Source organism: Streptomyces sp. NBC_01351 (assembly GCF_036237315.1).
In the GTDB taxonomy this organism is placed as follows: Bacteria; Actinomycetota; Actinomycetes; order Streptomycetales; family Streptomycetaceae; genus Streptomyces.
Genome location: NZ_CP108356.1, coordinates 5,854,749 through 5,880,556 on the forward strand (window position 1 = coordinate 5,854,749; position 25,808 = coordinate 5,880,556).

Below are 25,808 nucleotides of genomic sequence, written 5' to 3' on the forward strand. Positions count from 1 at the left end.
CCACCGCACACCCGGCCCCGTCCGGGCCGGCGGGGGCACCATGACGCGTAGCCAGCCCTGTCCGGGCCTGCGGGGGCGCCCGGCACACGCCGGCCTCGGCCGGTCCGGCGGGGCACCAGACTGGACGGGCCCGGCTGTTTCAATGGCCGCATGATCGAGTACGTGGTGATGGCGGCCGGCGCGGCCGGGGTCGGCTGGCTGATGCGGCGCAAGCACCTGAGCCGGGTGGCCGCCGGGCCCATTCCCGGGATCCCGGGAATGGCGCGGCGGCCGGCCGGCGAGGGCCGTTGGCGGTCCGGCCGGCTGTACGTCGACCAGGGCGCGGCCCGCTGGGTCCCGGGGCGGGGCGAGCCCGTGCCGCTGCCCGGTGGCCGCGCCACCGCGGTGCGGGCCCCCTCCGTGCGGGAGGGGATCTCCATCAACCCCGGCTCGCGGATCGTGACCTGCGCCTACGAGGGCGGCGGGACGATGGAGATCGCCGTCATGCCGCTGGACCTGCGGGAGCTGCTGGGCGCGTTGCCGCAGGACGACGCCCCCGAGGTCCCGGAGACCACCGGCTAGCTCTGCTTGGTCCAGCGCTGCGAGGCGTCCCCGACGCAGCTCGACGTCACCAGGCCGCTGGTCATGCCCAGGTCGAGGCAGCCGCCGCCGAGGTCGGCCACCAGGCTGCCGCCGGAGCCGTTGCGCCACAGTTGGCTGGTGTCCTGGGAGGAGCAGGTGCCGACGAAGACGGCCTGACCGAGCCCGTTGGAGTACAGGCAGCCGCCGCTCTGCTTGTTGACCAGCTTGAAGCTTCCGTCGGGCCGGCTCTGGACGGTCCACTGAGTGCTCGAGTCCGTGCATTCACCGAAGCTCGAGGAGCCGTAGACCTGGCTGATGCACTTGCCGTTGGAGCCGTTGCGGAAGCGGTGGGTGCCGGAGGCGGGCGGCGGGGCGGTCGTGGTCTTCGGGGTGGTCGGGGGCGGGGAGGGGGCGGGACCTGCGGAGGTCCCCGTGCCGGTGTTGGTGCCTGAGGAGCCGCCGTTCTGGCTGCCGCCGCCGCTCGGGCCGGTTCCGGTTCCGGTTCCGGTGCCTGCGCTGGTGCCGGTGCCGGTGCCGGTGCCGCCGGCGCCCGAGGCGTTGGGGTCGCCCGCCCCGCCTTGCGCGTTCTGGGCGCCGTCCTCGGTTTTGCCCTCCGCCGGGGACTGGGAGGGTGATGCCGGTCCCGACGAGGTGCCGGCCGGTGCCGCGCCCGCCGGGTCGGCGGGAGCCGATACGGAGGACTGCGGGGCGCTGCCGGCCGCGGGCGGCGGGGAGGAGACGTTCGGCAGGTACTGGATGGCCAGGGTCGTACCGCCCGCGACCACGACGACGGGGACGGCCGCGAGGACGACGCGGATGCGGCGGCGGCGTTCCGGGCGTGGTTCGGGCGTCGTGGGGGTGGGCGTGGGGGTGGCCGGGGGTATGACCTCCGGTTCCGGATTTTCGGTCGGGTCCTCGGCCGCCGGCGCCTTCTCCGCTTCCGGCGTTCCGCCCGCGAGCGGGAGCGTCGGCTGGTCGATCTCCTGGACGTCCGCGGCGAAGGCGGCCCGCTCGGACAGCCGCTCGTGGACGGGGCCCGGCCACAGCGGGGCCGCGAACGGGCCCTGCCGCGTGGCGTGTTCGAGGAGATCCGCGGCGGTGGGGCGGTCCGACGGGTCCTTGGCGAGGCAGGTGGCGACGAGGTCGGCCAGGTCCGGTGCGAGCTCCCGCAGCGGCTCCAGGTCGGGCTGCTCGTGGACGATGCGGTACAGCACGCCGTGCCCCGACTCGTCGCCGAAGGGCGGCCGTCCGCTCGCCGCGTACGCGAGGACCGAGCCCAGCGCGAAGATGTCGGTGGCGCCGCTCAACCCCCGGGTGCCCGAGGCCTGTTCGGGTGCCATGTAGGCGGGTGTGCCCACCACCATGCCGGTCCGGGTCAGCTGGGACTGCTCGGCCGCCCGGGCGACGCCGAAGTCGATGAGGGTGAGGCCGTCGACGGTCAGCATGACGTTGGACGGCTTGAGGTCCCTGTGCACCATGTCCAGCGCGTGCACCTGCGCCAGGCCGGCCGCCGCCTCCCGCAGCAGCAGCCACAGGGCGTCCGCGGGCAGGGGGCTGCCGTTCAGCTCCAGGGCTTCGCGCAGGGTGAGCCCGGGGACGTACGCGGTGGCGAACCACGGGGGCCGGGCGTCGCGGTCGCTGCCGAGGAGGGGGGCGGTGGCCCCCTCGGGGAGGCGGGCGAGGTTGTCCAGCTCGTGCCCGAAGCGGCGCACGAAGTCCTTGTCCTCGCCGACGACGGAGGCCAGTAGTTGTTTGACGGCGACGTACCGGCCGTCCTGGACCCCGAGGTACACCCGTCCCATACCGCCGGCCCCCAGCCGGCCCGCCAGCGGGATCTGCCCGATCTGGCGCGGATCCTCCGGCTCCAGCGGCTCGGCGCCGCTCCCCGTCAGCTCTAACACGTCAGCCCCGTTGGAATTGGAATCAGTTCCCAGGAATCTACCGGATGGGTGTAGGCGTCAACGAGGCGCGGGTGGCCATGACTTGGCCGTGCGGTCTCAGCTGTTGAGCTCCGCCAGTACGCGCAGGGTGTGCGGGTCCGGGGCGGTCAGCAGGAGGTCGGTGACCGGGCCCTTGCGCCACAGTTCGAGGCGTTCGGCGATCCGCTCCCGGGGGCCGATCAGCGAGATCTCGTCGGCGAACGCGTCCGGGACGGCCAGCACCGCCTCCTCCTTGCGCCCGGCCAGGAACAGCTCCTGGATGCGGCGGGCCTCTTCCTCGTACCCCATCCGAGCCATGAGGTCGGCGTGGAAGTTGCGGGCGGCGTGGCCCATGCCGCCGATGTAGAAGCCGAGCATCGCCTTGACCGGCAGCAGTCCCTCGGCGACGTCGTCGCACACCTTGGCGCGGGCCATCGGTGCGATCATGAACCCGTCGGGGAGGTCGGTCAGCGAGGCCTGGTAGACGTCCGTGCGGGTCGGGGACCAGTACAGGGGCAGCCAGCCGTCCGCGATCCGGGTGGTCTGCGCGATGTTCTTCGGCCCCTCCGCGCCGAGGAGGACCGGCAGGTCCGCGCGGAGCGGGTGGGTGATGGGCTTGAGCGGTTTGCCGATGCCGGTGCCGTCCTCGCCGCGGTACGGGTGCTGGTGGAAGCGGCCGTCGAGGGCGACCGGGCCCTCCCGGCGCAGCACCTGGCGGATGACGTCGACGTACTCGCGGGTCGCGGTGAGCGGGCTCGCGGGGAAGGGGCGCCCGTACCAGCCCTCCACGACCTGCGGGCCGGACAGGCCCAGGCCCAGCATCATCCGGCCGCCGGAGAGGTGGTCCAGGGTGAGGGCGTGCATGGCGGTGGCGGTCGGGGTGCGGGCGGCCATCTGGGCGATGGCCGTGCCGAGGCGGATCCGCGAGGTGTGCGCGGCGATCCAGGTCAGCGGGGTGAAGGCGTCCGAGCCCCAGGCCTCGGCGGTCCACACGGAGTGGTAGCCGAGGTTCTCGGCCTCGGTGGCGAGGTCGAGGTGGCCCGGGTTGGGGCCGCGGCCCCAGTAGCCGAGTGCGAGTCCGAGGCGCATGTACGATCCCCTCCGCGAAGCCGTTCCTGACGGTGCGTCAGGTGACTGTAGGCCAACGGCCCCCCGCCCGGAAGGGCGGGGGGCCGTCGGTGCGGGGCCGGGAGCTAGCCGCGCTGGATGCCCGAGGTGTCGTTCAGGATGCCGCGGCGGCCGTCCTGGGTCTGGGCGATCAGGGTGTTCGGGCCGCGCTGCTCGACGGCCAGGTACCAGGTGCCCGGGGCGAGCTCCGCGATCGGGTTGGGGGAGCCGTCCTCGGCGAAGAGGGGGCGGGCCACCGGGACCGCGAACCAGAACGGGGCGAAGTCCGCCGCAGGGGCCGGGGCCGGGGCCGGGGCCGGCGCGGGCGCGGGCGTCTGGTGGCCCGTGTCCTGCGGGGTGCCGCCGTAGGGCGGGACCGGCTGCGGGGTGTTGCCGTACGGCTGGGCCTGCTGGGCCTGCTGGCCATCCGGCGCGCCCGGGTATCCGTACCCGGCGCCGGGCTGCGGCTGGCCGCCGTAGGGCGGGGCCGCGACGGGCCGCTGCTCGGGCACGAGCGGCCCCGCGAGCGCGGGGACCTTCGCACCGGCGAGGGCGACGCCCGCCAGGGCCACGACGGCGAGGAAGCCGAGGATCGCACCGGCGCCGTTGGACCCGTTGAGGATCAGCGTCCACAGCGCCGACCAGGCGGCCGAGACCGCGAGGACGGTGCCCCACGCCGACAGCGGCAGACCGACGATCTTGCGGCCCTCGGGCACGAAGCGGGTGGCGACGAGCAGACCGGCGGCGATGAAGCCGAGCAGGAACACGGAGGGCAGGGCCAGGCCGCTGAAGTCGGTGTTCCACGCGTTCGCGGAGACGAGTGTGGCGGAGTGGAAATCGAGGAGCGAGGCGATGAACAGCAGCGCCGCTGCTCCGATCACCACGCCGTCGCCTCGAGTGAGGGATCGGATGTTCACGTCTTAGGTGTCCTTCTCGGTCTCGGTCGTCTCGTGGTGCCGCGGTCGCAGTACGTGTCTGGAGCGGGCGGGCGGCACCATGGTACGGAGGTTCCCCGCGCCCGAGTGGATCGGGGCGGCGACCGAGTCCCGGCGGGACTCCCGAAGGGACTACCCCCCGAGGAACGCGACGATGCCGTCCGAGATTCCCTGGGCCGCCTTTTGCCGCCACTCCGGACTCGTCATCTGCGCCGCGTCCTTGGCGTCACGCATGTTGCCGCATTCGATGAACACCTTGGGCCTGGTTGACAGGTTCAGTCCGCCCAGATCGTCGCGGATGACCAAACCGGTGCCGCTGCCGAGATAGTTCGCGGGGTCGGATCCGGTGGTCCGGGCGAAGTTCGAGCCGATCCGTTCGCCGAGCAGCCGGGACGGCCCGACGATCGCCGAGGTGTCCGCGCCGCCGCCCTTGACCTTGGCGGGGAGGATCACGTGGTAGCCGCGGTTGCCGGCCGAGACCCCGTCGGCGTGGACGGAGACGACGGCGTCGGCCTTCGCCTCGTTGCCGATGCGGGCGCGCTCGTCGATGCAGGGGCCCCACGAGCGGTCCGCCTCGTGGGTGAGGACCACCTTCGCGCCCTGCGCCTCCAGTGCCTCGCGCAGGCGCAGCGAGACGTCGAAGGTGAACTCGGCCTCCATGTAGCCGGAGTTCGTGGTGGTGCCGGTGGTGTCGCACTCCTTGCGGTTCGTGCCGATGTCCACCTGCTGGTTGATCTCGTCGGTGTGCTCGAAGTTGCCGGTGTTGTGCCCGGGGTCGACGACGACGGTCTTCCCGGTGAGCGGCCCCTTGACCTGGCCCTTGGCCGGGGCGGCGGGCGCGGAGGCGAGCGCGGGGGCGGGGGCCGCCCCGGCGCTCGGCTGCTTGGCGTCGTGGCGCTCCGGCCCGGCGCCGGTCAGGACCTGGGTGAGCATCCAGCCCGCCAGGCAGGCCGGGGCGAGCGCGGCGACCCCCACGACGAGGGTGGAGCGGCGCGCGAACCAGGGCAGGTCCGGGCCGGCCGGAGCGGGGGAGTCGGCGGACTCGGGGGGCTGAGGGCTGTCTTCGTAGCGCACGCCGCGATGCTAGACCGGGAGCCCGGGTCGGTCTGTGCTCTGCGCCATCCGAGGGCGTGGTGTGCTTATATGCCCGCCGGGGTCGGGCCGATCGTCAGACGCCCTCGCCGACGCGGCGCAGCACGCGGAGGGAGTCCGTCACCGAGACCTCCTCGAAGGCGCCCGAGGCGAGCGCGCGCAGGTAGATGCGGTACGGGGCCTGGCCGCCGTCGGCCGGGTCCGGGAAGACGTCGTGGATGACGAGCGTGCCGCCCACGGCCACGTGCGGGGCCCAGCCCTCGTAGTCGCCCGACGCGTGCTCGTCGGTGTGGCCGCCGTCGATGAAGACGAGGCCCAGCGGGCCGCCCCAGGCGGCCGCGACCTGCGGGGAGCGGCCGACGATCGCGATCACGTGCTCTTCGAGACCGGCCCGGTGCAGGGTGCGGCGGAAGGTGGGCAGGGTGTCCATCAGCCCGATCTCCGGGTCCACGACCGTCGGGTCGTGGTACTCCCAGCCGGGCTGCTGCTCCTCGCTGCCCCGGTGGTGATCGACCGTCAGGGCCGCCACCCCGGCCTCGCGGGCGGCGTCGGCCAGCAGGATGGTGGAGCGCCCGCAGTACGTCCCGACCTCCAGCAGCGGCAGCCCGAGCGCGGCGGCGGCCGTGGCCGCCTCGTACAGGGCGAGGCCCTCCCCTACGGGCATGAACCCCTTGGCGGCCTCGAAGGCGGCGAGGGTCTCCGGCTTGGGAGTGGCGGCCATGGGGTCCTCCGGCGTGAGCGTGTCTGACGTTGACGAAGACGGTGGCGGCCCATGGTGCCTTACCGCCCGGTAGCGGACCAGGGCGGGGGCCGGTCAGTGGTCGAAGTGCGCTCCGAAGCCGAGGCCGGCGGTCGGGGCCAGGCCGACCTGGGCGGGCAGGATCAGCCGCGAGCCCGTCCCGCCGATCTTCGTGCCGGTGGACGGAAGGTAGGTGACGGAGCCGCTGTTGACCCCGTCCGCGTCGGACGCGCCGACGATCAGGTCCGCCTTGCCGTCCTTGTTCGCGTCCGTCAGTTTGACCTCGGCGCCGAACTGCTCGGCCCGCCGCGCGTCCCCGGGCACCCCAGCGGAGGAGCGGTTGAACGCCACCGCACCCTTGCTCGTGACCAGGCCCGCCGCCGATCCCGGGAGCACGTGGACGGCTCCGGCGAGCGCCACGGTGCCGACGGTCTCCCCGTACGAGCCGACCGCCAGGTCCTGGAAGCCGTCGCCGTTGACGTCGCCGAGCGAGAGGGAGACGCCGAAGCCGTCGCCCTGCTCGTCCGCGCCCGGTACGCCCGGAGTGTCCTGGTGGATGGCCACCGGCTTCGCGGACGGTCCGGCGGCCGAACCGTACGAGACGAGGATCCGGCCGCCCTTGGCCGCGCCCCTGTCACCGATGACGACGTCGGCGAACCCGTCGCCGTTGATGTCCCCGACGGCCTGCGCGAAACCGGCCCCGAGGGGCTTCGCGGCGTCGGGGACCAGGCCGGTGGGGCTGCCGGGCACGTAGTGGTTCAGGCTGGACACGACTCCGCCCAGCACCAGGTCGTCGCGGCGGTCCCCGTTGACGTCCCCGCTCACGATGCCTTCGAGGTAGTGCGTGAGGCGGAAGGGGAGCTGGGTCTTCACGGGCGCGGGCTGCGGGCCGGACCTGGCGATGTTCCTGAAGGTGTGGAGCGTGCTGTTGGCGTTCGCGTTGGTGGCGGCGGCCACGACGAGCTCGTCCTTGCCGTCCCCGTCGAAGTCGCCGGCGGTGAGCTTCCCGCCCCACATGCGCCAGGTCCGCTCGTCGTCGGCTTCGGAGAGCGGGGCCGGGTCGTCGAGCGTGACGCCGCCGGTCAGGCCGTTCTTGGATCCCCAGACGACCGTGAGCCGGCCGGCGCCGTCGTCCTCCAGGTCCGCCGTCACGGCCAGGTCGGAGAAGCCGTCGCCGTCGAAGTCGCCGACGGTGCTGACGCTGCCGAAGGCGTCTCCGTACTCGGCGCTGTCGGGCATGCCGGGCGAGTCCTGGGTGAGGAGCTGCCGCTTGGAGGGCGTGATCCCGGAGGCGGACCCGTAGAGCACGACCGCCTGGCCCGCGTACTTCACGTCGCCGACGCTCGCGCTCGGCGTGCCCACGACGACGTCGGCGAAGCCGTCACCGTTGAAGTCCGCCTTCGGGGCGGGGAGCGGGGCCGCGGCCGCCGTCCCGGCCGGCAGGAGCAGGCCGCCACCGGCTGCGGCGGCCACGGTGAGGGCGGCGAGGGCGTTGCGTACGTACGAGGGCATTGCAGGGTCCTTCAGGTGGTCGACTGGTCAGGAAGATCGCGAACGTAGACCGGTGACCAGGGGCGATGGTTGCGGTGGCGGCCCGAGGCGGGTCAGCGATCCGCGTCACACTCGAACCACACCGCCTTGCCCGTGGGGAGCGGGTCCGTGCCCCAGCGGTCGGTGACCGCCTCGACGAGCAGCAGCCCGCGCCCGCCCTCCGCGTGCGGGTCGCCGTCGCGGACGGGGTGAGGTGGATGCGGGTCCCTGTCCGTCACCTCGACGCGGAGCCCCTCGGGCCGGCGCAGGATGAGCACCGTGCAGGCCCGGCCGGGGACGTGGCGTACGACGTTGGCGACGAGCTCGGTCAGCGCGAGCTCGGCGCCGTCGGCCAGGTGGGGCAGGTCCCAGTGGGTGAGGTACGCCCGCAGGATGCGCCGCATGTGCCGGGCCGAGTGCTCACTCACGGTGAAGCCCATGCGGTAGCCGGCGCCAATTTCCGCTGGCGGGTGGTCAGTTGCGTGATTCATGTCACCAGCGTGCGGTGGCGTGGTTACGCTCGGCTATGACGTGAAACGAACGCCGTACGGCGTGTGCTTGGGGGTGACCGTCCCATGGTCAACGTCCGCGATCTCGATCCCAGCGCGTCTCCGCTGGACTACTACGGCTCCGAACTCCGCCGGCTGAGGGAGGATGCCCGGCTCAATCAGGCGCAGCTCGGCACCAGCCTCTTCTGCACGGCCTCGCTGATCGGGCAGATAGAGACGGCGAAGAAGGTGCCGACCCGGGACTTCTCGAATCGGGTGGACGCGGCCCTGGGGACGGACGGGGTGTTTGCCCGGCTGGTGGGGTTGGTGCTGCGGAGTCAGCTGCCGAGTTGGTTCCAGGCGTATGCGGAGATGGAGGCGCGGGCCGAGTACATCTCCTCGTATCAGGCTCAGTTGGTCTACGGACTGCTGCAGACCGAGGAGTACGCCCGCGCGGTGCTCGGTGTGTGGAAAGGGGATGACCTCGACGTGAAGGTGGCCGCTCGGATGGAGCGGCAGCGCATCCTCGTACGCGAGAACCCGCCACTGATGTGGGTGGTGATGAGCGAGGCCGTGCTGCATCAGGAAGTCGGCGGCCGGGGGGTCATGCGAAACCAACTCGCCCGCCTGTTGGACCTGCAGAGGCAGCAGTGGGTGCAGGTGCAGATCCTGCCCTTCGAGGCGGGTGCGCATGCGGGGCAGCTTGGGTCGTTCACTCTCCTGCGATTCGACGACGACCCGGACCTTGTCTATACCGAGGACTTCGTGCAGGGGCATATGACGGCCAATCCACAGGCCCTCAGGGAGGGTTCGCTCCGTTACGATCACTTGCAGGCCGCCGCGCTCTCCGTGGAGAAATCGGCGGCACTGATCGCCCGCGTAATGGAGGAACGCTATGGACACCATCCAGGACCTGTCGGGCGCGCGGTGGCGTAAGTCCTCGTACAGCGGCGACACCGGAGGCGAGTGCGTCGAGGTCGCCGCCCAGCCCTGCCTCGTCGCCGTGCGGGACTCCAAGAATCCCGGCGGGCCCGTCTTCGCCGTCAGTCCTTCCGCCTTCGCGGTCTTCGTGGAGTCCCTGACCCGGTAATTTCGGCGGCTCTATACTCCCCCTCGCGGTCGACGGGGTCGTACAGGGGAAAGTGCAGGGACGCGTATGTGGGAGCTGCGGGAGGCCGTCCTCTTCGGCCTGCTGGTTTACGGCGGGCCGGCGCTGGTGGTGCGGCTCGTTTCGCTTCCGCTGCTGGTGCGGAACCAGCAGGCCGTGCGCCAGCGGGCGTTGGCGGCCCAGAGCGGGAGAGACCCGTCGCCGCGGATCTCGGGGGCGGTCCTCGGGGAGCTGGCGGTGGGGGTCGTCGGGGTCGCCTGCCTGTGGCTGATCCCGAGGTTCGTGTACGTCGACGTTCCCGGCATGTGGCTGTTGATCCTTTCGGCCGGTGGTGTGGACGGGTACGGCCTGATCCTCTTGGGGTTCGGCGGCTTGGGGATCTGGCTCGCAGCCCTCGCGCTGCTGGTGCTGCTGGGCTGGCTGTTCCTCTACTTCCGGACGCAGCGCAACCTGCTGACCCTCGGCATGTCCCGGGGAGTGTGGCGGTCGCCCTCGAACCGGCGTCGGCTGGCCGGGCTGATCGCCCTGCGCGTGGTGTTCGGCGTGCTCGCGCCGATCGGGGTGCTCATGGCCGCGCTGGTGGTCCAGGTCGTCGCCCTCGTGGCCAGCCGAAAGTACCGGAACGCCGCCGCACCGCTGCCGGCCGTGCAGCCCGCTCCGCCAGTGCCGTCGTACGCGCCGACGCAGACCGCCCCGCCCGCCCGGCCCGCGCAGCCTCCCGCGTACGTGCCGACGCAGGTCGACCGGGGTGTCGAGCCCGCGCCGCAGGTCGCGTATCAGCAGCTGCATCCCAACGAGCCGCGGACGATCGGCGGGTACCAGCTGCTCGGGCGGATCGGGGCCGGCGGGATGGGGACGGTGTACCTGGCCCGGCGGGAGGGGTCGGCGACGCAGGTGGCGCTGAAGACCATCCACCCCGAGCTGCTCGACCACGCGGAGCTGCTGCGCCGCTTCGAGCGGGAGGCGGAGGTGCTGGGCATGGTGTCCGGGGCGTACACCGCCCGGGTGCTCGACGCCGGGGTGGACGCCGGGCGGCCCTACCTGACCATGGAACTGCTCGACGGGCGGCCCCTCGACGTCCACCTGCGCGAGCAGGGTCCGATCCGCTCGCCCGAGGCGCTGCGGGCCATGGCGCTGGCGCTGGCCGTGGCGCTGTCCGGAGTGCACCGGCTCGGCCTGGTCCACCGGGACCTCAAACCGGCCAACATCATGCTGACCACCGCCGGGCCGAGGCTGCTCGACTTCGGCATCGCGGCGATCGTGGACGGCACCCGGCTCACCCGGACCGGCGGCGGGCCCGGGACCCTGACCTACATGGCGCCGGAGCAGTTCGGCGACGAGGGCGTCGGGCCGGCCGCCGACGTCTGGGCGTGGGCGTGCTGCGTGGTGTGCGCGGCGCACGGCTCCAGCCCGTTCGCGGCGACCAGTACGGGCGCGGTGATCCGCCGGATCGTCGACACGGGCCCCGACGAGGCCGGGCTGGCCGCGGTGCGGGCGCTCGACCCGGCGCTGGAGGCCGCCGTGCGGCGGGCGCTGACCATCGACCCCGCCGGGCGCCCGGCGGACGGTGCGGCCCTGGTGGAGCTGCTGACGGCTCAGCAGGGGCAGGGTGTGGGTGCCGTGCGGGAGCAGATCACCCAGGGCTGGCGCACGCTGGCGCTCTGATCGCGGGGGCTCACGTCACGAGGGCGACGAACCCCAGGACGTACGCCGCCGCGAAGATGAGCGGGACCCACTGTTCGACGTGGGTCAGCGGCAGGTACTGACGCCAGTTCTTGCCCTCGCCGAGGACGTGCCACTCCGCCTCCGAGTAGACGAAGGCGGGGAGCTTCTTCTCCAGGGCGGCTATCACCGCGAACTTGGCCGCGTTGAGCTGGCGGTAGGACCGCACGGTGACGAACCAGGTGAGGCACTGCGTCAGCAGGATGATCAGGCCGGCCAGTGGGGCCAGTAAGGAGACGTCCTGCCACGTGGTGCCCGTGGTGGTGGTCGCCACGGCGGCCACCACGGCGGTGTTGAGGGACAGGAAGAACGTGTTCGCGAGGCTCCGCCGGCTGCTGACCCGGTCGGCCATCTCCACGTAGGTCTTGTACTGGTCGAGCACCGCGGCCTGGTACTTCTCGCTGTTGTGCGCGTAGTCGGCCGGGGTGACGCGCTTGTTCCAGAGCCTGTCGTCAAGGTTGTCCATGGCGGACAGCGTGTCCCAAGGGGGCGGGCCCGCATCAGTGGGCTGGTGGAAGTTCGGCCAACGGGCCGAACAATGGCTCAAGTTGGGCGGTCACCTCTCGGCCCGTGGTCCAGCCCCAGTGCAACGTGCGGACGGTCACCTCGAACGGGGTGAAGGTCGCCCGCCAGGCCTCGTCGAACGTGATGTATCCCCGCAGCGGGTACTCCCACTTCCTGCCTTTGGCCTGAGGGCCCGGTGTCGGCCAGTCGGGAAGGTGGGGCATGGGCGGCCACCCGGGCCCGGACCTCGCGGCGTACTCCTGTGCGGCCTTGTAGCGGAAGATCTCGTAGACCTCGGGGCCCGTGCAGATCAGAAGGACCAGCCGGGCCGGCGGGACGGTGCGCACGGATTCGGTGAACTCCCAGAGCGTGCCCGGCCCCGGAGCCGCGGACATCATGACGACGTGGGCGCCCCGGATCAGCTCGCCGACCGTGTCCTGCCAGTCGTCGAGCGGGAGGTAGCCGCGCTCCGCCCCGATCAGGGGCAGCCGTTCGCCGGGCCGGCCGATGGCCACCACGCGTCCGAGCCGGCCGATCCGCCGGACCAGGAACTCCTCCTGGGTCAGGCCGCGGAGCTCGAACGGTGCACGCCAGAGCCTGCCGGGCTCGGGAGTGCGCGAGGCCATCACCGGATCGAGGACGAAAGGGCGCAGGTAGAGCACGTAGGGCACCCCGGCGAGCTGCCCGAAGGAGGTGATGACCGTGGCAGTGTGCCGCTTTCCCTGTACGAGGAGGCGGGAACCGAGGTCGAAGACCAGCCAGCCGGCCTCCAGGATCACGAGCCAGATCACCACGCGCAGCCACCAGGGGAGCTGCGCCACGCCTTCGGTCGGTACGAGGAAGAGGGCGCGGCCTGGCGTGCCGCTGATGGCCATGACCACTCCGAGTGCGCGCAGCGCCCAGCCGAGGCCGATCAGCGTGCCGCCTCGGGCGGCCCGCCGGGTGGCCTCCGGTGACTGCGCATGCCCTAATCGAGGGTTCCCGGCCATGAGGTTCCTCCCCTTCGGTGGATCTGTATGATCCGCAGCCGGACGGGGGAAGGGTAGGGCGCGTGGAGCGATTAGGGCACTCCGAGCCGGGTCAGGTGGGGCCGTACCGGGTGGTGGCCGTGCTCGGGCAGGGCGGGATGGGGCGGGTGCTGCTCGGGGTGGCGCCCGACGGGCGGCTCGTCGCCGTCAAGGAGGTGCACGCCGAGCTCGCCGAGGACGACGGGTTCCGGGCGCGGTTCCGGCGCGAGGTGGATGCCTCGCGGAGGGTGTCGGGGGCGTACACGGCGGCCGTCGTCGACGCCGATCCGGATGCCGTGACGCCGTGGCTCGCCTCGCAGTTCGTACCGGGGCCCTCGCTGAGCCAGGCCCTGGAGGCCGGTGGAGCCCTGCCGGAGGATTCGGTGCGGCTGCTCGCCGCCGGGCTGGCGCAGGCGCTGGCCGACGTGCACCGGGCCGGGCTGATCCACCGGGACCTCAAGCCGTCGAACGTGCTGCTCGCCGAGGACGGCGTACGGGTCATCGACTTCGGCATCGTGCGCGCGGTCGGGGACCAGACCCGGATCACGCACACGGGCGCGCTGATCGGGTCGCCCGCGTTCATGTCGCCCGAGCAGATCCTGGGGCGCGAACTGACCCCGGCCGCCGATGTGTTCGCGCTCGGTGCCACGCTGGTCATGGCGTGCACGGGGAGCGCGCCGTTCGCCGGGGATTCCGTGCCGAGGCTGCTGCACGAGGTCGTGAACGCCGAGCCGGACCTGGGGGCCGTGCCGCCCGCTCTGCGCGGGATCATCGCGCCGTGCCTGGCCAAGGACCCGGCCGCGCGGCCGTCGCCGCAGGAGCTGCTGACGATGGTCGGCCGGATCGCGCCGTCGGCGGATCCGTGGCCGGAGGCGGTGCGGGGGCTCATCACGGCGCAGCGGGCCGAGATCGCGGGGATGGTGGGGGCGGAGGGCGGGACTGCCCCCGTCAAGGAGGGCGGCTGGGTCGAGCGGCCGCGGCGGAGGTGGAGCCGGAAGGTCCGGGGGCTGGTCGGGGCGGGGCTGGTGGCCGCTCTGGTCGTGTGCGGGCTGACGGTCGGGCGGCCGGTCGTCGAGGGGGCCTACTTCATGGTGGTGCCGGAGGACGTGCCGACGCCCGGAACCGTCCCGCTCTCCCAGGTCCAGGACCGGTACCGGCCGCAGGCGATGACCTGCCCGGAGCTCGCGGTGGGGATCACCGTGCCGGCCGGATTCGACCCGCCGAGCGGGTACGGATTCACCGAGAAGGGCGGCAAGTGGTCCGGGCCCAGCAACCTGTGCGTGTGGAAGAACAAGGGCGGCGACGAGGTCTACCTGGCCTGGCGGCTGTTCATCGCCGAGCCGGGGGGCAAGACCGGGGCCGAGCAGGCCAAGGAGGGGCACGAGGGGTTCTACGGGAGGGGCAGGACCTCGCGGGACTTCGGCCTCGGCTACGCCGAGGAGGCCATGTGGCTGCCGCCGGACGACAAGGACGACTACAGCTGCGTGCTGTACATCAGGGACGTCAACCTCATGGCCTTCGTCTCCGTCAAGGGGCCGGGCCACCCGCCGGGTGACGGGTGCAAGGACGTCGCGAAGACCGCCGGTCGGGGCGCCGTAGCGGCGATTCCGCGCCGGTGAGGGCGCTCCGGGAGACCGACCCGCAGGCGGTGGGGCCGTACCGGCTGCTCGCCGAGCTGGGGCGGGGCGGGATGGGGCGGGTGCTGCTCGCGTCCGGGCCGGACGGGCGGATGGTCGCGCTCAAGCAGGTGCACGCGAGGCTGGGCGCCGACGAGGCCTTCCGGGCGCGGTTCCGGCGGGAGGTCGCGGCCTCGCGGAAGGTGTCCGGGGCGTTCACGGCGGCCGTGATGGACGCCGACCCGGAGGCGGCCACGCCCTGGCTGGCCTCGGTGTTCGTGGCCGGGCCGGCGCTGGGCGCGGCGGTGGAGGCGGCGGGGGCGCTGCCGGAGGCGGTGGTGAGGCGGCTCGGGGCTGGGCTGGCGACGGCGCTCGTCGCGATCCACCGGGCGGGGCTGGTCCACCGGGACCTGAAACCGGACAACGTGCTGCTCGCCGAGGACGGGGTACGGGTCATCGACTTCGGGATCGCCCGGCCCGCGGAGAGCGGCGGGGACGCGGCCGAGCTGACGCAGACGGGGATGGTCGTCGGTTCGCCCGCCTTCATGTCGCCCGAGCAGGCCGAGGGGAAGGAGCCGGGTCCGGCGAGCGACGTGTTCTCGCTGGGGTCGGTGCTGGCGATGGCGGCGTCCGGGCGCAGCCCCTTCGCGGCCGCCTCCACCCTGGGGACCCTGTACAACGTGGTGCACGCCGAGCCGGAGCTGGCGGGGGTGCCGGACGGGCTGCGGCCGCTGGTCGAGGCCTGCCTGGCCAAGGACCCGGGGGCCCGGCCGAGCCCGGCGCGGCTGCTGGAACTGATCGGGCCGGTGGCCCCGGCGGGTCCGGTGGGGCCCTCGTGGCCGCCTGCCGTGCTCCGGCTGATCGCCGAGCAGCGGGCGGCGGTGGCCGGGCTGGTGCGGGGTGGTCCGGACCGCGCGGGGGCCGGTGCCGGTACGGGTACGGGGGCCGGGTCCGGTCCGGAGGACCTGACCGTGCCGCTGGACCGCCGCCGGCCCGCCGGGCCGACCGCCGTGCTGCCGCCGGGTGGCCTGCCCCCGGCGTCCGGCGGCCGGAGGTCCCGTGCGGCGGTGTGGGCGGCGGTGGCGGGGCTGGTCCTGGTCGGGGGCCTCGGCGTCACCGCGTACGCGCTCCGGCCGGACGGGAGCGGCGCGGAAGGCGGTGGCGGGAAGGCGAGCGCGTCCCCGTCGCCGACCGCCCCGGTGGAGCCCGACCGGTACACGAAACTGGCCGAGTGCTCCGAGGTGGCCGCGAAGTTCGGGCTGCCCGACCGCTACGAGGACGCCGACGCCCACTCCGACCACGGGAGCTCCGCCCGCGCGGAGTGCCGGTGGCTTGGGACCCACGAGGTGGGCGGGGAGCTCCGCTGGGACCCGCATCCGCACGCCGCCGTGCGTTGGGAGATCGAGATCGGGCACGCGGCGGGGGAGAGCGGGACCGCGCGCCAGAAGGGCAGGTTCACCATGTACGCGGGCATGGGCCTGCGGTTCGCCCCGGGCCTCGGAATCGGGGAGGAGACGTACTGGGACAAGCCCAAGGAGGGCGAGACCTGCGTGCTCGCCGTCCGCGACGGCAACCTCGTCATCCGGGTCGCCCTGGGCGGTGAGGAACACCCAGCGGCCTCGTGCGAGTCCGAGGCCATGAAGGCGGCGAAGACCGCGCTGGCGTCCGTACCCCGCTGACCCCGCCGGGCGCCCGCCGCACCCCGCGGCGAACGGAACACGTTCCGATCTGACCTTCCGTCAGAATGGAACGTGTTCTACTCTGCCGCGCATGGGCATCGGAATCACAGCGGAACAGCGGGAGTTGGCCGAGGCCGTGCGCGGCTGGGTCGGGCGGGCCGTGCCTCCCGAAGAGGTGCGCAAGCTGCTCGACACCCCGCCGCAGACCGGCGCGCGGCCCGCCTACTGGGACGCGATGGGCGCGCAGGGGCTGCTGGAGCCGCACCTGGAGGGCGGGACCCTGCTCGACCTCGCCGTCGTCGTCGAGGAGGCCGCCCGGGGGGCGCTGCCCGGGGCGTACCTGCCGAGTGCGCTGGCCTCCGTACTGCTCGACCGGGCCGGGGCCGAGCCCCTCGCCGGGCGGGTCGGGGCGGTCGCGCTGGGGCCCGGGACGCTGACGGCCGTCGCCGTCGAGGGCGGCGGGTACCTCCTCGACGGGCTCGCGCCGCCCGTGCTCGGCGCCGGCGAGGCGGACCTCGTCCTGCTCGCCGCCGAGGCCGCGCACGGCACCCGCTGGTTCGCGGTGGACGCCGCCGCGCTGGACATCCGTACGCACGACAGCGCCGACCCGACCCGCCCCACCGCCGAGGTGCACGCCCGCGGGGTCACCGCCGGCCCCGACCGGGTACTGGAACTGGACGCGGCCCTCGTACGGGACCTCGCCTGCACCCTCTTCGCCGCCGACGCCTGCGGCACCGCCGCCTGGGCCCTGCACACGGCCGCCGAGTACGCGAAGGTGCGCGAGCAGTTCGGGCGGCCCATCGGGCAGTTCCAGGGCGTCAAGCACCTGTGCGCCGACATGCTCGTCAGGTTGGAACAGGCCCGGGCGCTGGCCTGGGACGCCGCGAACGCGACCGAAGAGCCGGCGCGGGTGCGCTCGCTCACCGCCGCGCTCGCCGCCGGCACCGCCCTGGACGCCGCGTACTCCTGCGCCAAGGACTGCATCCAGATCCTCGGCGGCATCGGCTTCACCTGGGAGCACGACGCGCACGTCTACCTGAGACGGGCCGTCGTCGCCCGGCAGCTGCTCGGCTCCGGCGACGGCCACCGCATCCGGGCCGTACGCCTCGCCGCGGGCGGTGCGCGGCGCGAGCTGAAGCTGGAACTGCCCGCGGAGGCGGAGGAGTACCGGGCGCGGGCCCGTACCGCCATCGAGGACGCGTGCGGGCTCGACCCGGCCGCGGCGCGCCGGATCCTGGCCCCGACCGGCTACGCGGCCCCCTACCTCCCGCCGCCCTACGGTCTGGGCGCCGGCCCCGTCGAGCAGCTCGTCGTACAGGAGGAGATGCGCAAGGCCGGGGTCAGGATCGCCGACCTCTCCATCGCCACCTGGGTCGTGCCCTCCCTGCTCGCCTACGGCACCGACGCACAGCGCGAGGCGTACGCCCTGCCCACCCTGCGCGGGGAGCTGACCTGGTGCCAGCTCTTCTCCGAGCCGGGCGCGGGATCCGACCTCGCCTCGCTGCGCACCAAGGCCGAGCGGACGGAGGACGGCGGCTGGAAGATCAACGGTCAGAAGGTGTGGACGAGTTCCGCGCACAGCGCCGACTTCGGGATCCTGCTGGCCCGTACCGACCCGGACGCGCCCAAGCACAAGGGGCTCGGCTACTTCGTCGTCGACATGAAGAACAGCCCGGGCATCGACATCAGGCCGCTCAAGGAGATCAACGGCGAGGCCCTCTTCAACGAGGTCTACTTCGACGACGTGATCCTCCCGGCGGACGCCCTGGTCGGGGCGGCCGACGGCGGCTGGAAGGTCGCCCGCAACACCCTCGGCAACGAGCGCGTCCACATGGCCGACCTGATGAGCTTCGACACCGGCCTGGAGGCCCTCATCGCCCGCTCCGCCGACCTCGACGGGGCCCACCGCGCCCGCATCGGGGCACTGGCCGCCGAGGCGCACGCCCTGGCCTGCATTGGACTGCGGACCACCCTCCAGCAGGTGTCGGGGCTGGAGCCGGGCGCGGGTGCGTCCGTACGCAAACTCGTCCAGACCCCGCACCAGCAGCGGACCGCCGAGCTCACGCTCGAACTGCTGGGCCCGGCGGGCGCCGTACGGGAGGGGGCGGGGGAGGGGGCGGTGCACGGGATGCTCATGTCCCGCTGCCTGACCATCGCCGGAGGCACCACGCAGGTCCAGCTCAACGTCGTCGCCGAGCGGATCCTCGGCCTTCCCAGGGACTAGTCAGGAGTCAGCGGAATGAAGTCGTACATCGTGGGCGTCGGCATGACCAAGTTCGAGAAGCCGGAGTCGCGGGACTGGCAGTACTGGGACATGGCGAAGGAGGCCGGGACCGCGGCGCTCGCGGACGCGGGGGTGGACTACGGCCTGGTCGAACAGGTGCCGGTCGGCTACTGCTTCCAGGCCTCCACGGCCGGCCAGCGGGCGGCGTACGAGCTGGGCCTGAGCGGGGTCCCGGTCTACAACGTGAACAACAACTGCGCGACGGGCTCGACGGCGCTGATGATGGCGCGGCAGTTCGTCGAGGGCGGGATCAACGACTGCGTGCTCGCGCTCGGCTTCGAGAAGATGAAGCGCGGAGCGCTGGGGGGCGGGGCGGACGGGGGCGACTTCAAGACCTCGCCCGTCGCCCGGCACTACGGGATCATGGCGGCCGGGCACGGCTTCGAGATGTCCCCGCCCACCGCGCAGATCTTCGGCAACGCGGCGCGCGAGCACATGGAGCGGTACGGGACCACGGCCGCGCAGCTGGCGGCGGTGGGCGCCAAGAACCACCGGCACTCGGCGAACAACCCGAACGCGCAGTTCCAGGACGTGTACTCGGTGGAGGAGATCCTCGCGGCGAAGGAGATCCACTCGCCGCTGACGAAGCTCCAGTGCTCGCCGACCTCGGACGGGGCGGCGGCGGCGCTGGTGGTGTCGGAGCGGTTCGTCGTGCGGCACGGGCTGCACGACAAGGCGGTGGAGATCGTCGCCCAGGCGATGACCACGGACACGGACGAGTCCTTCTCCTCGGGCTCTTGCATCGACGTGGTCGGCAAGCCGATGTCGGCGGCGGCGGGGCGGCAGGTCTTCGCCGCGTCGGGGCTGGGCATCGAGGACGTGGACGTGATCGAGCTGCACGACTGCTTCTCCATCAACGAACTGCTGACGTACGAGGCGCTCGGCATGTGCGAGGACGGCGCGGCGGGGAAGCTAGTGGAGTCGGGCGCGACGACGTACGGCGGGCGGTGGGTGGTCAACCCGTCGGGTGGGCTCATCTCGAAGGGCCACCCGCTGGGGGCGACGGGGCTGGCGCAGGCGGCGGAGCTGGTGTGGCAGTTGCGGGGGGCGGCTGGGCCTCGGCAGGTCGAGGGGGCCAGGGTGGGCCTTGCCCACAACATCGGGCTGGGCGGGGCGGCGGTGGTCACCCTGCTGCGCAAGTAGCGGGCCGGCTGCGCTGAAGCCCGGCTCCGCCGGGACCTGGGGCTCCGCCCCAGACCCTCCCCCAGACTCCGTCCGCGGGGGCTCGGGGGCGGAGCCCCCGCAGCGGAGCCGCACCCGTACCCCAGCCGGGAGGTCAGGGGCGGAAGACTCCGCGCCACGTCCACCCCGCCGCGAGGACCGCGTCGCGCAAGGGGGCCTTCACCTCCGCGGAGCTGAAGGAGGACTCCTCCTTCAGGCGGCGGCGGCCGTCCTGGTCGCGTTCGACCGTCCACTGCTTGGAGACCGAGCCCACCGGCCCGCGCGAGTACTTGAGGCCCGTCCCGTTGAAGGTCAGTTCCCCGGACTCCGGGGTCTCCCACTTCTCGTCGAGGGCCCGGACCTCGCGCGCCGCCGGGACCAGCCGCAGCCGGGTCTGGCCGCGCTTCAGGTGCCAGGGGCCCTCGGGGATCCGCCACACCGCCACCAGGTCGGCGCGTTCCTTCGGGGTGCCGTTGCGGAGGACGAACCGCATGTCCGGGCCGTCGAGCGAAAGCAGCGCGGCCCGGACCTCCGCGGCGGACAGGGGCGTGATGCCGCTGCCGGGGCGCCGCGTGCCGGTCAGTTTGTCGAATAGGCCCATCGGGCCAACCTATCGCCCGCCCTTCCTCAATTCGCACCGGCCGTCCACGCATTCACGCCGCAGCCGGCCCCGGGAAAGGGTCTGCGCCAGCCCGATGGCCCAGCACATCGGGCACCCGCGCAGCGCCAGCACCCCGACCGGCGCCAGCAGCAGGCTGACCGGCCCCCACAGCGGAAGGAGCGCGAAGGCGCCGATCAGCGAGCCGAATCCGACCGCGCCGCGCACCAGGTGGCGGGGCAGGGAGGCGCTCGCGAAGTCCCGCCCGCCGTCAGCGGTCCGCACCGTCACCGCCGCCTTCCGGGACAGGGTGCAGGGCGAGCTGGACGGCCGCGCGGGCCCGGTGCAGCCGGGACTTCATCGCGGCGGTGCCGATGCCGAGCGCATCGGCGGTCAGGCGTCCGCTGAGGCCCTGGATGTCCCGCATGACCAGCACGCTGCGCTGGTCCTCGGGCAGCGCGGCGACCGCCCGTGCCACGCGCGCCGCTTCCAGGCGCAGCACGACCTCGTCCTCGGCGGACATCACGGCGCGGCCGTCGTCCGGCACCGGGGCGGGGCCGCGCGGGATCGCCGACCGGGCGCGCCGCAGGCACTCGTTGCGGACGATGCGGAACATCCACGACGCCAGGGCGCCCGAGGCCCTCAGCATTCCGATCTTGCGGTACAGGATGATCAGCGCTTCCTGCGCCGCGTCCTCGGCGTCCTCGGGCGAGGCGCACAGCGTGCGGGCGAACCGGCGCACGTGCGGGTGCGATCCGGAGACCAGCGCGGTGAGCGAGTCGACGTCGCCCCGCTGCGCGGCGGCGATCAGCGTCGCGGCGGGCCAGGTCGGGTCAGCCACGGGCCCGACCCCGCTTGCGCAGGACGACGAACGTGCACGTGCAGAGCAGGACGACTGCGACGGCACCGGCGATGACAGCGATCACGACAACCTCCAGGTCATGTTCCGACGAAGTCGTCGGCACACGCATAAGAGGCGAGGGTGCCCGAAAAGGATTCACCCCGGATCCCCGGCTTCATCCCAGGCTGGGATCGATCACCGTCTCGCCCATCGAGGCCCGGCGGATGGAGTCCGCGAGGTCCTCCACCGGCCCGTCCCGCAGCACCAGTCCCGCCGCGCCGGCGGCGAGTACGGCCTCGGGCAGGCCCGGATGCGCCGATCCCGTCAGGACCAGGACCCGGCACTCCGGATCCTCCGCGAGCAGGGCCGCCGCGGTGGCGACCTCCTCCACCAGCGCCACCACCGGCCGCGCCGTCAGGTCCCGTACGACCTCGATGTCCGGCTGGAGGCCGAGCTGGAGCGCCAGGGGCGGGTTCGGCGGGTCCAGGAGGACCCGGAGCGCGCGGGTCTGGCGGTGATCAACGGGCATTTCATCCACGCCGAAACCCTATCTGACGTGAAGTCAGGAGTCTTCCCAAGTGCCGGGGCGTGCGTTATACATTCCCTCACCGGCCGGAACTGGAACGCGTTCTAGAACCGGCCGCCCCGCATACGACCTCGGTGCGGCCGACGGTGCGGACGGCCGCACCGAGGTCTTCCAAGAGCAAGGCCCCAGAGCAAGGCCCCAGAGCAAGAGCCAAGAACAGGGAGCAGCATCCTCATGCCGATCGATGCCGCCAAGGCCCTCGCCGCAGACCCCCGCCAGGGGGACATCGGCTGGGACCACAAGGACATCCAGCTCTATCACCTCGGCCTCGGCGCCGGTACTGCGCGGAACGGGCAGAGCCTGGCGACCGACCCCGACGAGCTGCGCTACACGCTCGAATCCAAGCTGCACGTGCTGCCCAGCTTCGCGACCGTCGCCGGCGCCGGCATGGCCATGCTCGGCGGCCTCGGCGCGCCGGGCATCGACGTCAACCTCGCCATGGTCCTGCACGGCGGCCACTCCATCGAGCTGCACCGGCCCATCCCCGTCAAGGGGCAGGCGACCTCCAGTTCCAAGGTCGCCGCCGTCTACGACAAGGGCAAGGCGGCCGTCATCGTGCTGCGCTCCGAGGTCGCGGACGCCGACGGGCCGCTGTGGACGAGCGACGCGCAGATCTTCGTACGGGGAGAGGGCGGGTTCGGCGGCGAGCGCGGCCCCTCCGCCAAGGAGGAACTGCCCGAGCGGGCCCCCGACCGGGTCGAGGAGCGGCACATCCGCGAGGACCAGGCCCTCCTCTACCGGCTCTCCGGCGACTGGAACCCCCTGCACGCCGACCCCGAGTTCGCCAAGCTCGGCGGCTTCGACAAGCCCATCCTGCACGGCCTGTGCTCGTACGGGATGACCCTCAAGGCCGTCGTCGACACGGCGCTCGGCGGGGACGTGTCCCGCGTCCGCGCCTACCGCACGCGCTTCGCCGGGATCGTCTTCCCCGGCGAGACGCTGCGCATCCGGATGTGGCAGGAGCCCGGCCGCGTCCAGGTGTCGGTGACCGCCGCCGAACGGGACGACGCACCGGTCCTCGCCGACACCGTCGTCGAACACGCGTAAGCACGCGTAAATCCAGACCTTGTAGAAGGAGCCGCACCGTGCGCGCAGCACTGCAGAGCGAGATCGGCCAGGACAAGCTCGAAGTCGTCGACGACATGGAGGCCGTGGGCCTCGGTCCCGGCAAGGTGAAGATCCGGGTCAAGGCCACCGGCCTGTGCCACTCGGACCTCTCCGCGATGAGCGGCATCCTGCCGCAGCCCGCCCCCTTCATCCCGGGCCACGAGGGCTCCGGGGTGATCGCAGACGTCGGCGACGGGGTCACCAGCCACAAGATCGGCGACCGCGTCCTCGTCTGCTGGCTGCCGCCGTGCGGCCACTGCCCGTCCTGCAAGCGCGGCCAGGGCCACCTGTGCCTCGCCAGCCTGGTCAACGCGGGCACCCCCAACTTCAAGCGCGCCGGCGGCGACATCTTCGGCTTCGCCGCCACCGGCACCTTCGCCGAGGAGCTCGTCGTCGACGCCGCGTGCGCCGTGCCGATCCCCGACGACGTGCCCTTCGACATCGCCGCCCTCATCGGCTGCGGAGTCACCACCGGCCTGGGCGCGGCCATCAACACCGCCAAGGTGGAAGCCGGTTCCTCGGTCGCCGTCATCGGCTGCGGCGGCGTCGGCATATCCGTCATCCAGGGTGCCAAGGTCCAGGGCGCGGCGCAGATCATCGCCGTCGACCCGGTGGAGTCGCGGCGCGAGGCGGCCCTGAAGTTCGGGGCGACGGAGGCGGTCTCGCCCGACGCCTTCGACGACGCCAAGAACCGCATCACCGCCGGCGAGGGCTTCGACTACGTCTTCGAGGTCGTCGGCAAGTCCGCCACCGCGCAGACCGCCTACAAGATGACCCGGCGCGGCGGCAGCGTCGTCATCGTCGGCGCGGGCGCGCTGGACGACAACTTCCAGATCGACATGTTCTCGCTCTTCTTCGACGAGAAGAAGATCCTGCCGTCGATGTACGGCGGCGGGGACGTGCTCCGCTCCTACGAGCGCACGATCGCCCTGTGGCGGGCCGGCCGGGTGGACCTGGCGAGCCTGATCACCCACCGGGTGCAGCTCGCGGAGATCAACGACGCGCTGGACCAGATGCGTACGGGCGTGGCCCTGCGCACCTGCATCGAACTCTGACGCTCCGCCGACCAGCTCTGAGAGGAACCGTACGGATGTCACTGCCACTTGAGGGACTCTCCGCCATCGTCACGGGCGCGGGCCGCGGGCTCGGCCGGGCCGAGGCGGTCGAGCTCGCGCGGCTCGGCGCGAGCGTGGTCGTCAACGACTTCGGGCAGCCGGGTCGCGACGGCTCCGGGGAGGCCTCGGCCGCCCCGGCGGAGGAGGTGGCCGAGGAGATCCGCGCGGCGGGCGGCCAGGCGGTGGCGCACCTGGGCGACGTGGCCGACTTCGACCAGGCGCGCGAGCTCGTCGAGCTGGCGGTGAGCACCTTCGGGAAGCTCGACATCCTCGTCAACAACGCGGGCATCCTGCGCGACCGGATGGTCTTCTCGATGTCGGAGGAGGAGTGGGATTCGGTGATCCGGGTCCACCTCAAGGGCCACTTCAACACCACCCACTTCGCCTCCGTGCACTGGCGCGAGCGCTCGAAGGCGGCCGGCGGACCGGTCTACGGCCGGATCGTCAACACCTCCTCCGAGGCCTTCCTCGGCGGCTCGGCCGGCCAGCCGAACTACGCGGCGGCCAAGGGCGGCATCGTGGGCCTGACCACGTCCACCGCCCTGGCCCTCGCGAAGTACGGGGTGACGGCCAACGCCATCTGCCCGCGCGCCCGTACCCGGATGACCGAGGACGTCTTCGCCGGCTTCCAGGTCCCGGAGGAGGGCAAGCTCGACGCCCTCGCCCCCGAGCACGTCTCCCCGCTCGTCGGCTACCTGGCCTCACCGGCCTCGGCGAAGGCCAACGGCCAGCTGTTCGTCGTGCACGGCGGGATCGTGGTCGTGATGGAACGCCCCAAGGTGGCGGCCAAGTTCGACACCTCGAAGGAGGCCTTCTCCTTCGAGGAACTGGACGAGCTGCTCACCCCGCACTACGAAGCCCGCCCGGCGAACGAGACCTTCGCCGCCGCGGAGGTCCTGGGCCTCAAGCACGGCTAGCCGTCTCTTTCGGATACCCGCGCGCCCGGCCCCGGCCGGGCCGCACTCACACCGGCCCCGCCCCGGAAGGCGTGCCCCGACGGGCGCCGGTCAGCGGGTCGGGACCCCCAGGGCCTGCTGCAGCGGGACCGGCCGGGGTGCGGCCGCCGCGGGCGGGTCCAGGCGGATCGGTGGGGGAGGGGCCGGCGGGAGGGACATCCCGAGGATTCCGCACGGGGCCTCCGGGGTCGCGTACGGGAGGTGCAGGCGGCCCTCGGGGGTCCACAGGCCCGTGCCGCCGAGCCAGCCCGCCGGGGAGCCGAGCCGGAAGACGTGCCGGTCGGCGGGGCGCCACAGGGCGAGCCCGGCCTCGCCCACCCGCAGCGCGACCCCGCAGGTCTCCGGCATCAGGGCCTGGCCCGGCTGCACCGCGAACGGGGTCGTCTCCTCCTCCAGCCGCAGGCACTCCGGGAAGCGCACCGGACGGGTGCTGCCCAGCACCCCCCACCCGAGGCGCGGTTCGCCGGGGGCGTCGGAGCGGATCAGGAGCAGCCCGCTGTCCGCGTCGGCGAGCAGCAGCCGGTCCTCGCTGGCCTCGGCGATCTGCAGCAGCGGGGAGACCTCGCCGCCCCGCCCCAGGTCCACCGCGACGGCCTTGACGGCACCGGCGCCGCCCTCCGGCTCCCGGTCCAGGGCGAGCATCCGGCCCGCTCGGTCCAGCCAGACCCCGCCGGAACACCGGCCGGGGATCCTGGCCACCTCACCGAAGGCGCCGCCCGCCACCTGCCACACCGTCGTCCCGGCATCGCCGACGGCCAGGGCGAAGGCGCCGAGCCCGTCCGGGCACGGCGGGAGCAACCGGACCCGTAGCCCTTCCTCCGCCTCCACCGAGCCGAGCTGGAGCTCCCCGGTCCGGGGCCCGGCCGCCGCGCCCGTCGGGTACAGCAGGGCGAAGGCGTGCCGCTCCGCGACCCGACGGTGGATCAGCACCCGCCCGTCGGCCAGCGCGAGCACCTCGCTGTCGGCCTCCTCGGGCTGCGCGAGCGGCAGCGGCACCGCGTACGCCTCGGCCCCGGCCAGGGTCCAGCGCTCCGCGTACAGCGCCTCGCCGTCCCCGGCGAGCCGGGCGGCGTACGACCCGTCCGCGGCGATCGTGAACGGGGCCGTGGTCGTCACATCGATGGCACAGACAGTCATCCGTGCGTCACCTCCG

General features: G+C 73.2%; 25 protein-coding genes. 11 read left to right on the top strand and 14 right to left on the bottom strand.

Going from position 1 to position 25,808, the window contains the following annotated elements; translation table 11 throughout:
* The first annotated feature begins 150 nt into the window (after positions 1-150).
* Positions 151-561: a hypothetical protein gene (locus OG625_RS26975; protein ID WP_329386123.1), complete on the top strand. Its 411-nt coding sequence runs from the start codon at positions 151-153 to the stop codon at positions 559-561.
* On the opposite strand, the gene OG625_RS26980 is transcribed toward OG625_RS26975, so the two are convergent.
* The 7 genes from OG625_RS26980 to OG625_RS27010 all read right to left on the bottom strand — a co-directional run bounded on the left by OG625_RS26980 (position 558) and on the right by OG625_RS27010 (position 8,374).
* The gene (locus tag OG625_RS26980) at positions 558-2,462 is read right to left on the bottom strand and encodes a serine/threonine-protein kinase (protein ID WP_329386125.1); all 1,905 of its coding nucleotides are present in this window, start codon (positions 2,460-2,462) and stop codon (positions 558-560) included. The two genes, OG625_RS26975 and OG625_RS26980, sit on opposite strands and share 4 nt — an antisense overlap.
* 96 nt (positions 2,463-2,558) lie before the next feature.
* A complete protein-coding gene (locus OG625_RS26985; protein WP_329386126.1) occupies positions 2,559-3,569 on the bottom strand; it encodes an LLM class F420-dependent oxidoreductase in 1,011 nt (336 codons plus the stop codon).
* A 104-nt stretch (positions 3,570-3,673) separates the two neighbouring features.
* Entirely contained in the window at positions 3,674-4,504 is an 831-nt protein-coding gene (locus OG625_RS26990; RefSeq protein WP_329386128.1) for a DUF5336 domain-containing protein, read from the bottom strand.
* 150 nt (positions 4,505-4,654) lie between these two features.
* A complete protein-coding gene (locus OG625_RS26995) occupies positions 4,655-5,596 on the bottom strand; it encodes an N-acetylmuramoyl-L-alanine amidase (protein ID WP_329386130.1) in 942 nt (313 codons plus the stop codon).
* Between the two features lie 94 nt (positions 5,597-5,690).
* A complete protein-coding gene (locus tag OG625_RS27000; RefSeq protein ID WP_329386132.1) occupies positions 5,691-6,335 on the bottom strand; it encodes a class I SAM-dependent methyltransferase in 645 nt (214 codons plus the stop codon).
* A 93-nt stretch (positions 6,336-6,428) separates the two neighbouring features.
* On the bottom strand, positions 6,429-7,865 hold the full coding sequence (locus OG625_RS27005; RefSeq protein WP_329386134.1) for an FG-GAP and VCBS repeat-containing protein: 1,437 nt from the start codon (positions 7,863-7,865) through the stop codon (positions 6,429-6,431).
* Positions 7,866-7,957: 92 nt separating this feature from the next.
* Complete coding sequence (locus OG625_RS27010) at positions 7,958-8,374, bottom strand: ATP-binding protein (protein ID WP_329386137.1); 417 nt, start codon at positions 8,372-8,374, stop codon at positions 7,958-7,960.
* A gap of 84 nt (positions 8,375-8,458) precedes the next feature.
* Between OG625_RS27010 and OG625_RS27015 the strand changes: the two genes are divergently transcribed.
* The 3 genes from OG625_RS27015 to OG625_RS27025 all read left to right on the top strand — a co-directional run bounded on the left by OG625_RS27015 (position 8,459) and on the right by OG625_RS27025 (position 11,144).
* A complete protein-coding gene (locus OG625_RS27015; protein WP_329386139.1) occupies positions 8,459-9,307 on the top strand; it encodes a helix-turn-helix domain-containing protein in 849 nt (282 codons plus the stop codon).
* Entirely contained in the window at positions 9,267-9,461 is a 195-nt protein-coding gene (locus OG625_RS27020) for a DUF397 domain-containing protein (protein ID WP_329386141.1), read from the top strand. The genes OG625_RS27015 and OG625_RS27020 overlap by 41 nt, the downstream gene beginning before the upstream one ends.
* 66 nt (positions 9,462-9,527) lie before the next feature.
* On the top strand, positions 9,528-11,144 hold the full coding sequence (locus OG625_RS27025; protein WP_329386143.1) for a serine/threonine-protein kinase: 1,617 nt from the start codon (positions 9,528-9,530) through the stop codon (positions 11,142-11,144).
* 10 nt (positions 11,145-11,154) lie between these two features.
* Here OG625_RS27025 and OG625_RS27030 read toward each other — a convergent pair whose 3' ends face one another.
* Together OG625_RS27030 and OG625_RS27035 are read right to left on the bottom strand one after the other, a co-directional pair.
* The gene (locus OG625_RS27030; RefSeq protein WP_329386145.1) at positions 11,155-11,667 is read right to left on the bottom strand and encodes a RipA family octameric membrane protein; all 513 of its coding nucleotides are present in this window, start codon (positions 11,665-11,667) and stop codon (positions 11,155-11,157) included.
* 34 nt (positions 11,668-11,701) lie between these two features.
* The gene (locus tag OG625_RS27035; RefSeq protein ID WP_329386147.1) at positions 11,702-12,694 is read right to left on the bottom strand and encodes a hypothetical protein; all 993 of its coding nucleotides are present in this window, start codon (positions 12,692-12,694) and stop codon (positions 11,702-11,704) included.
* Between the two features lie 62 nt (positions 12,695-12,756).
* Here OG625_RS27035 and OG625_RS27040 point away from each other — a divergent pair, with 62 nt between their 5' ends.
* The 4 genes from OG625_RS27040 (at position 12,757) to OG625_RS27055 (ending at position 19,434) form a co-directional block, all read left to right on the top strand.
* Entirely contained in the window at positions 12,757-14,331 is a 1,575-nt protein-coding gene (locus tag OG625_RS27040; protein WP_329386149.1) for a serine/threonine-protein kinase, read from the top strand.
* Positions 14,328-16,007: a serine/threonine-protein kinase gene (locus OG625_RS27045; protein ID WP_329386151.1), complete on the top strand. Its 1,680-nt coding sequence runs from the start codon at positions 14,328-14,330 to the stop codon at positions 16,005-16,007. Before OG625_RS27040 ends, OG625_RS27045 begins: the two co-directional genes overlap by 4 nt.
* Before the next feature lie 91 nt (positions 16,008-16,098).
* A complete protein-coding gene (locus OG625_RS27050) occupies positions 16,099-18,231 on the top strand; it encodes an acyl-CoA dehydrogenase (RefSeq protein WP_329386153.1) in 2,133 nt (710 codons plus the stop codon).
* Positions 18,232-18,246: 15 nt separating this feature from the next.
* Positions 18,247-19,434, top strand: a complete 1,188-nt coding sequence (locus OG625_RS27055) for a lipid-transfer protein (RefSeq protein ID WP_329386155.1) — start codon at positions 18,247-18,249, stop codon at positions 19,432-19,434.
* 133 nt (positions 19,435-19,567) lie between these two features.
* On the opposite strand, the gene OG625_RS27060 is transcribed toward OG625_RS27055, so the two are convergent.
* From OG625_RS27060 to OG625_RS27075, 4 genes are all read right to left on the bottom strand, one after another.
* Entirely contained in the window at positions 19,568-20,053 is a 486-nt protein-coding gene (locus OG625_RS27060; RefSeq protein WP_329386157.1) for a hypothetical protein, read from the bottom strand.
* Positions 20,054-20,062: 9 nt separating this feature from the next.
* The gene (locus tag OG625_RS27065; protein ID WP_329386159.1) at positions 20,063-20,335 is read right to left on the bottom strand and encodes a hypothetical protein; all 273 of its coding nucleotides are present in this window, start codon (positions 20,333-20,335) and stop codon (positions 20,063-20,065) included.
* The gene (locus tag OG625_RS27070; protein WP_329386162.1) at positions 20,322-20,891 is read right to left on the bottom strand and encodes an RNA polymerase sigma factor; all 570 of its coding nucleotides are present in this window, start codon (positions 20,889-20,891) and stop codon (positions 20,322-20,324) included. Before OG625_RS27070 ends, OG625_RS27065 begins: the two co-directional genes overlap by 14 nt.
* Positions 20,892-21,066: 175 nt before the next feature.
* Positions 21,067-21,420 carry a DNA-binding response regulator gene (locus tag OG625_RS27075; protein ID WP_329390983.1) on the bottom strand — a complete coding sequence of 118 codons (354 nt, stop codon included), beginning with the start codon at positions 21,418-21,420 and terminating at the stop codon, positions 21,067-21,069.
* 231 nt (positions 21,421-21,651) lie between these two features.
* Between OG625_RS27075 and OG625_RS27080 the strand changes: the two genes are divergently transcribed.
* The 3 genes from OG625_RS27080 to OG625_RS27090 are packed head-to-tail and all read left to right on the top strand — an operon-like array spanning position 21,652 to position 24,616.
* Positions 21,652-22,524, top strand: coding sequence for a MaoC/PaaZ C-terminal domain-containing protein (locus OG625_RS27080; protein ID WP_329386165.1), 873 nt, complete (start codon positions 21,652-21,654; stop codon positions 22,522-22,524).
* Positions 22,525-22,562: 38 nt separating this feature from the next.
* Positions 22,563-23,639: a Zn-dependent alcohol dehydrogenase gene (locus OG625_RS27085; RefSeq protein WP_329386168.1), complete on the top strand. Its 1,077-nt coding sequence runs from the start codon at positions 22,563-22,565 to the stop codon at positions 23,637-23,639.
* A gap of 35 nt (positions 23,640-23,674) precedes the next feature.
* Positions 23,675-24,616 carry a 3-oxoacyl-ACP reductase gene (locus OG625_RS27090; protein ID WP_329386170.1) on the top strand — a complete coding sequence of 314 codons (942 nt, stop codon included), beginning with the start codon at positions 23,675-23,677 and terminating at the stop codon, positions 24,614-24,616.
* Positions 24,617-24,706: 90 nt separating this feature from the next.
* On the opposite strand, the gene OG625_RS27095 is transcribed toward OG625_RS27090, so the two are convergent.
* Positions 24,707-25,792: a hypothetical protein gene (locus OG625_RS27095; RefSeq protein ID WP_329386173.1), complete on the bottom strand. Its 1,086-nt coding sequence runs from the start codon at positions 25,790-25,792 to the stop codon at positions 24,707-24,709.
* Between the last annotated feature and the right edge of the window lie 16 nt (positions 25,793-25,808).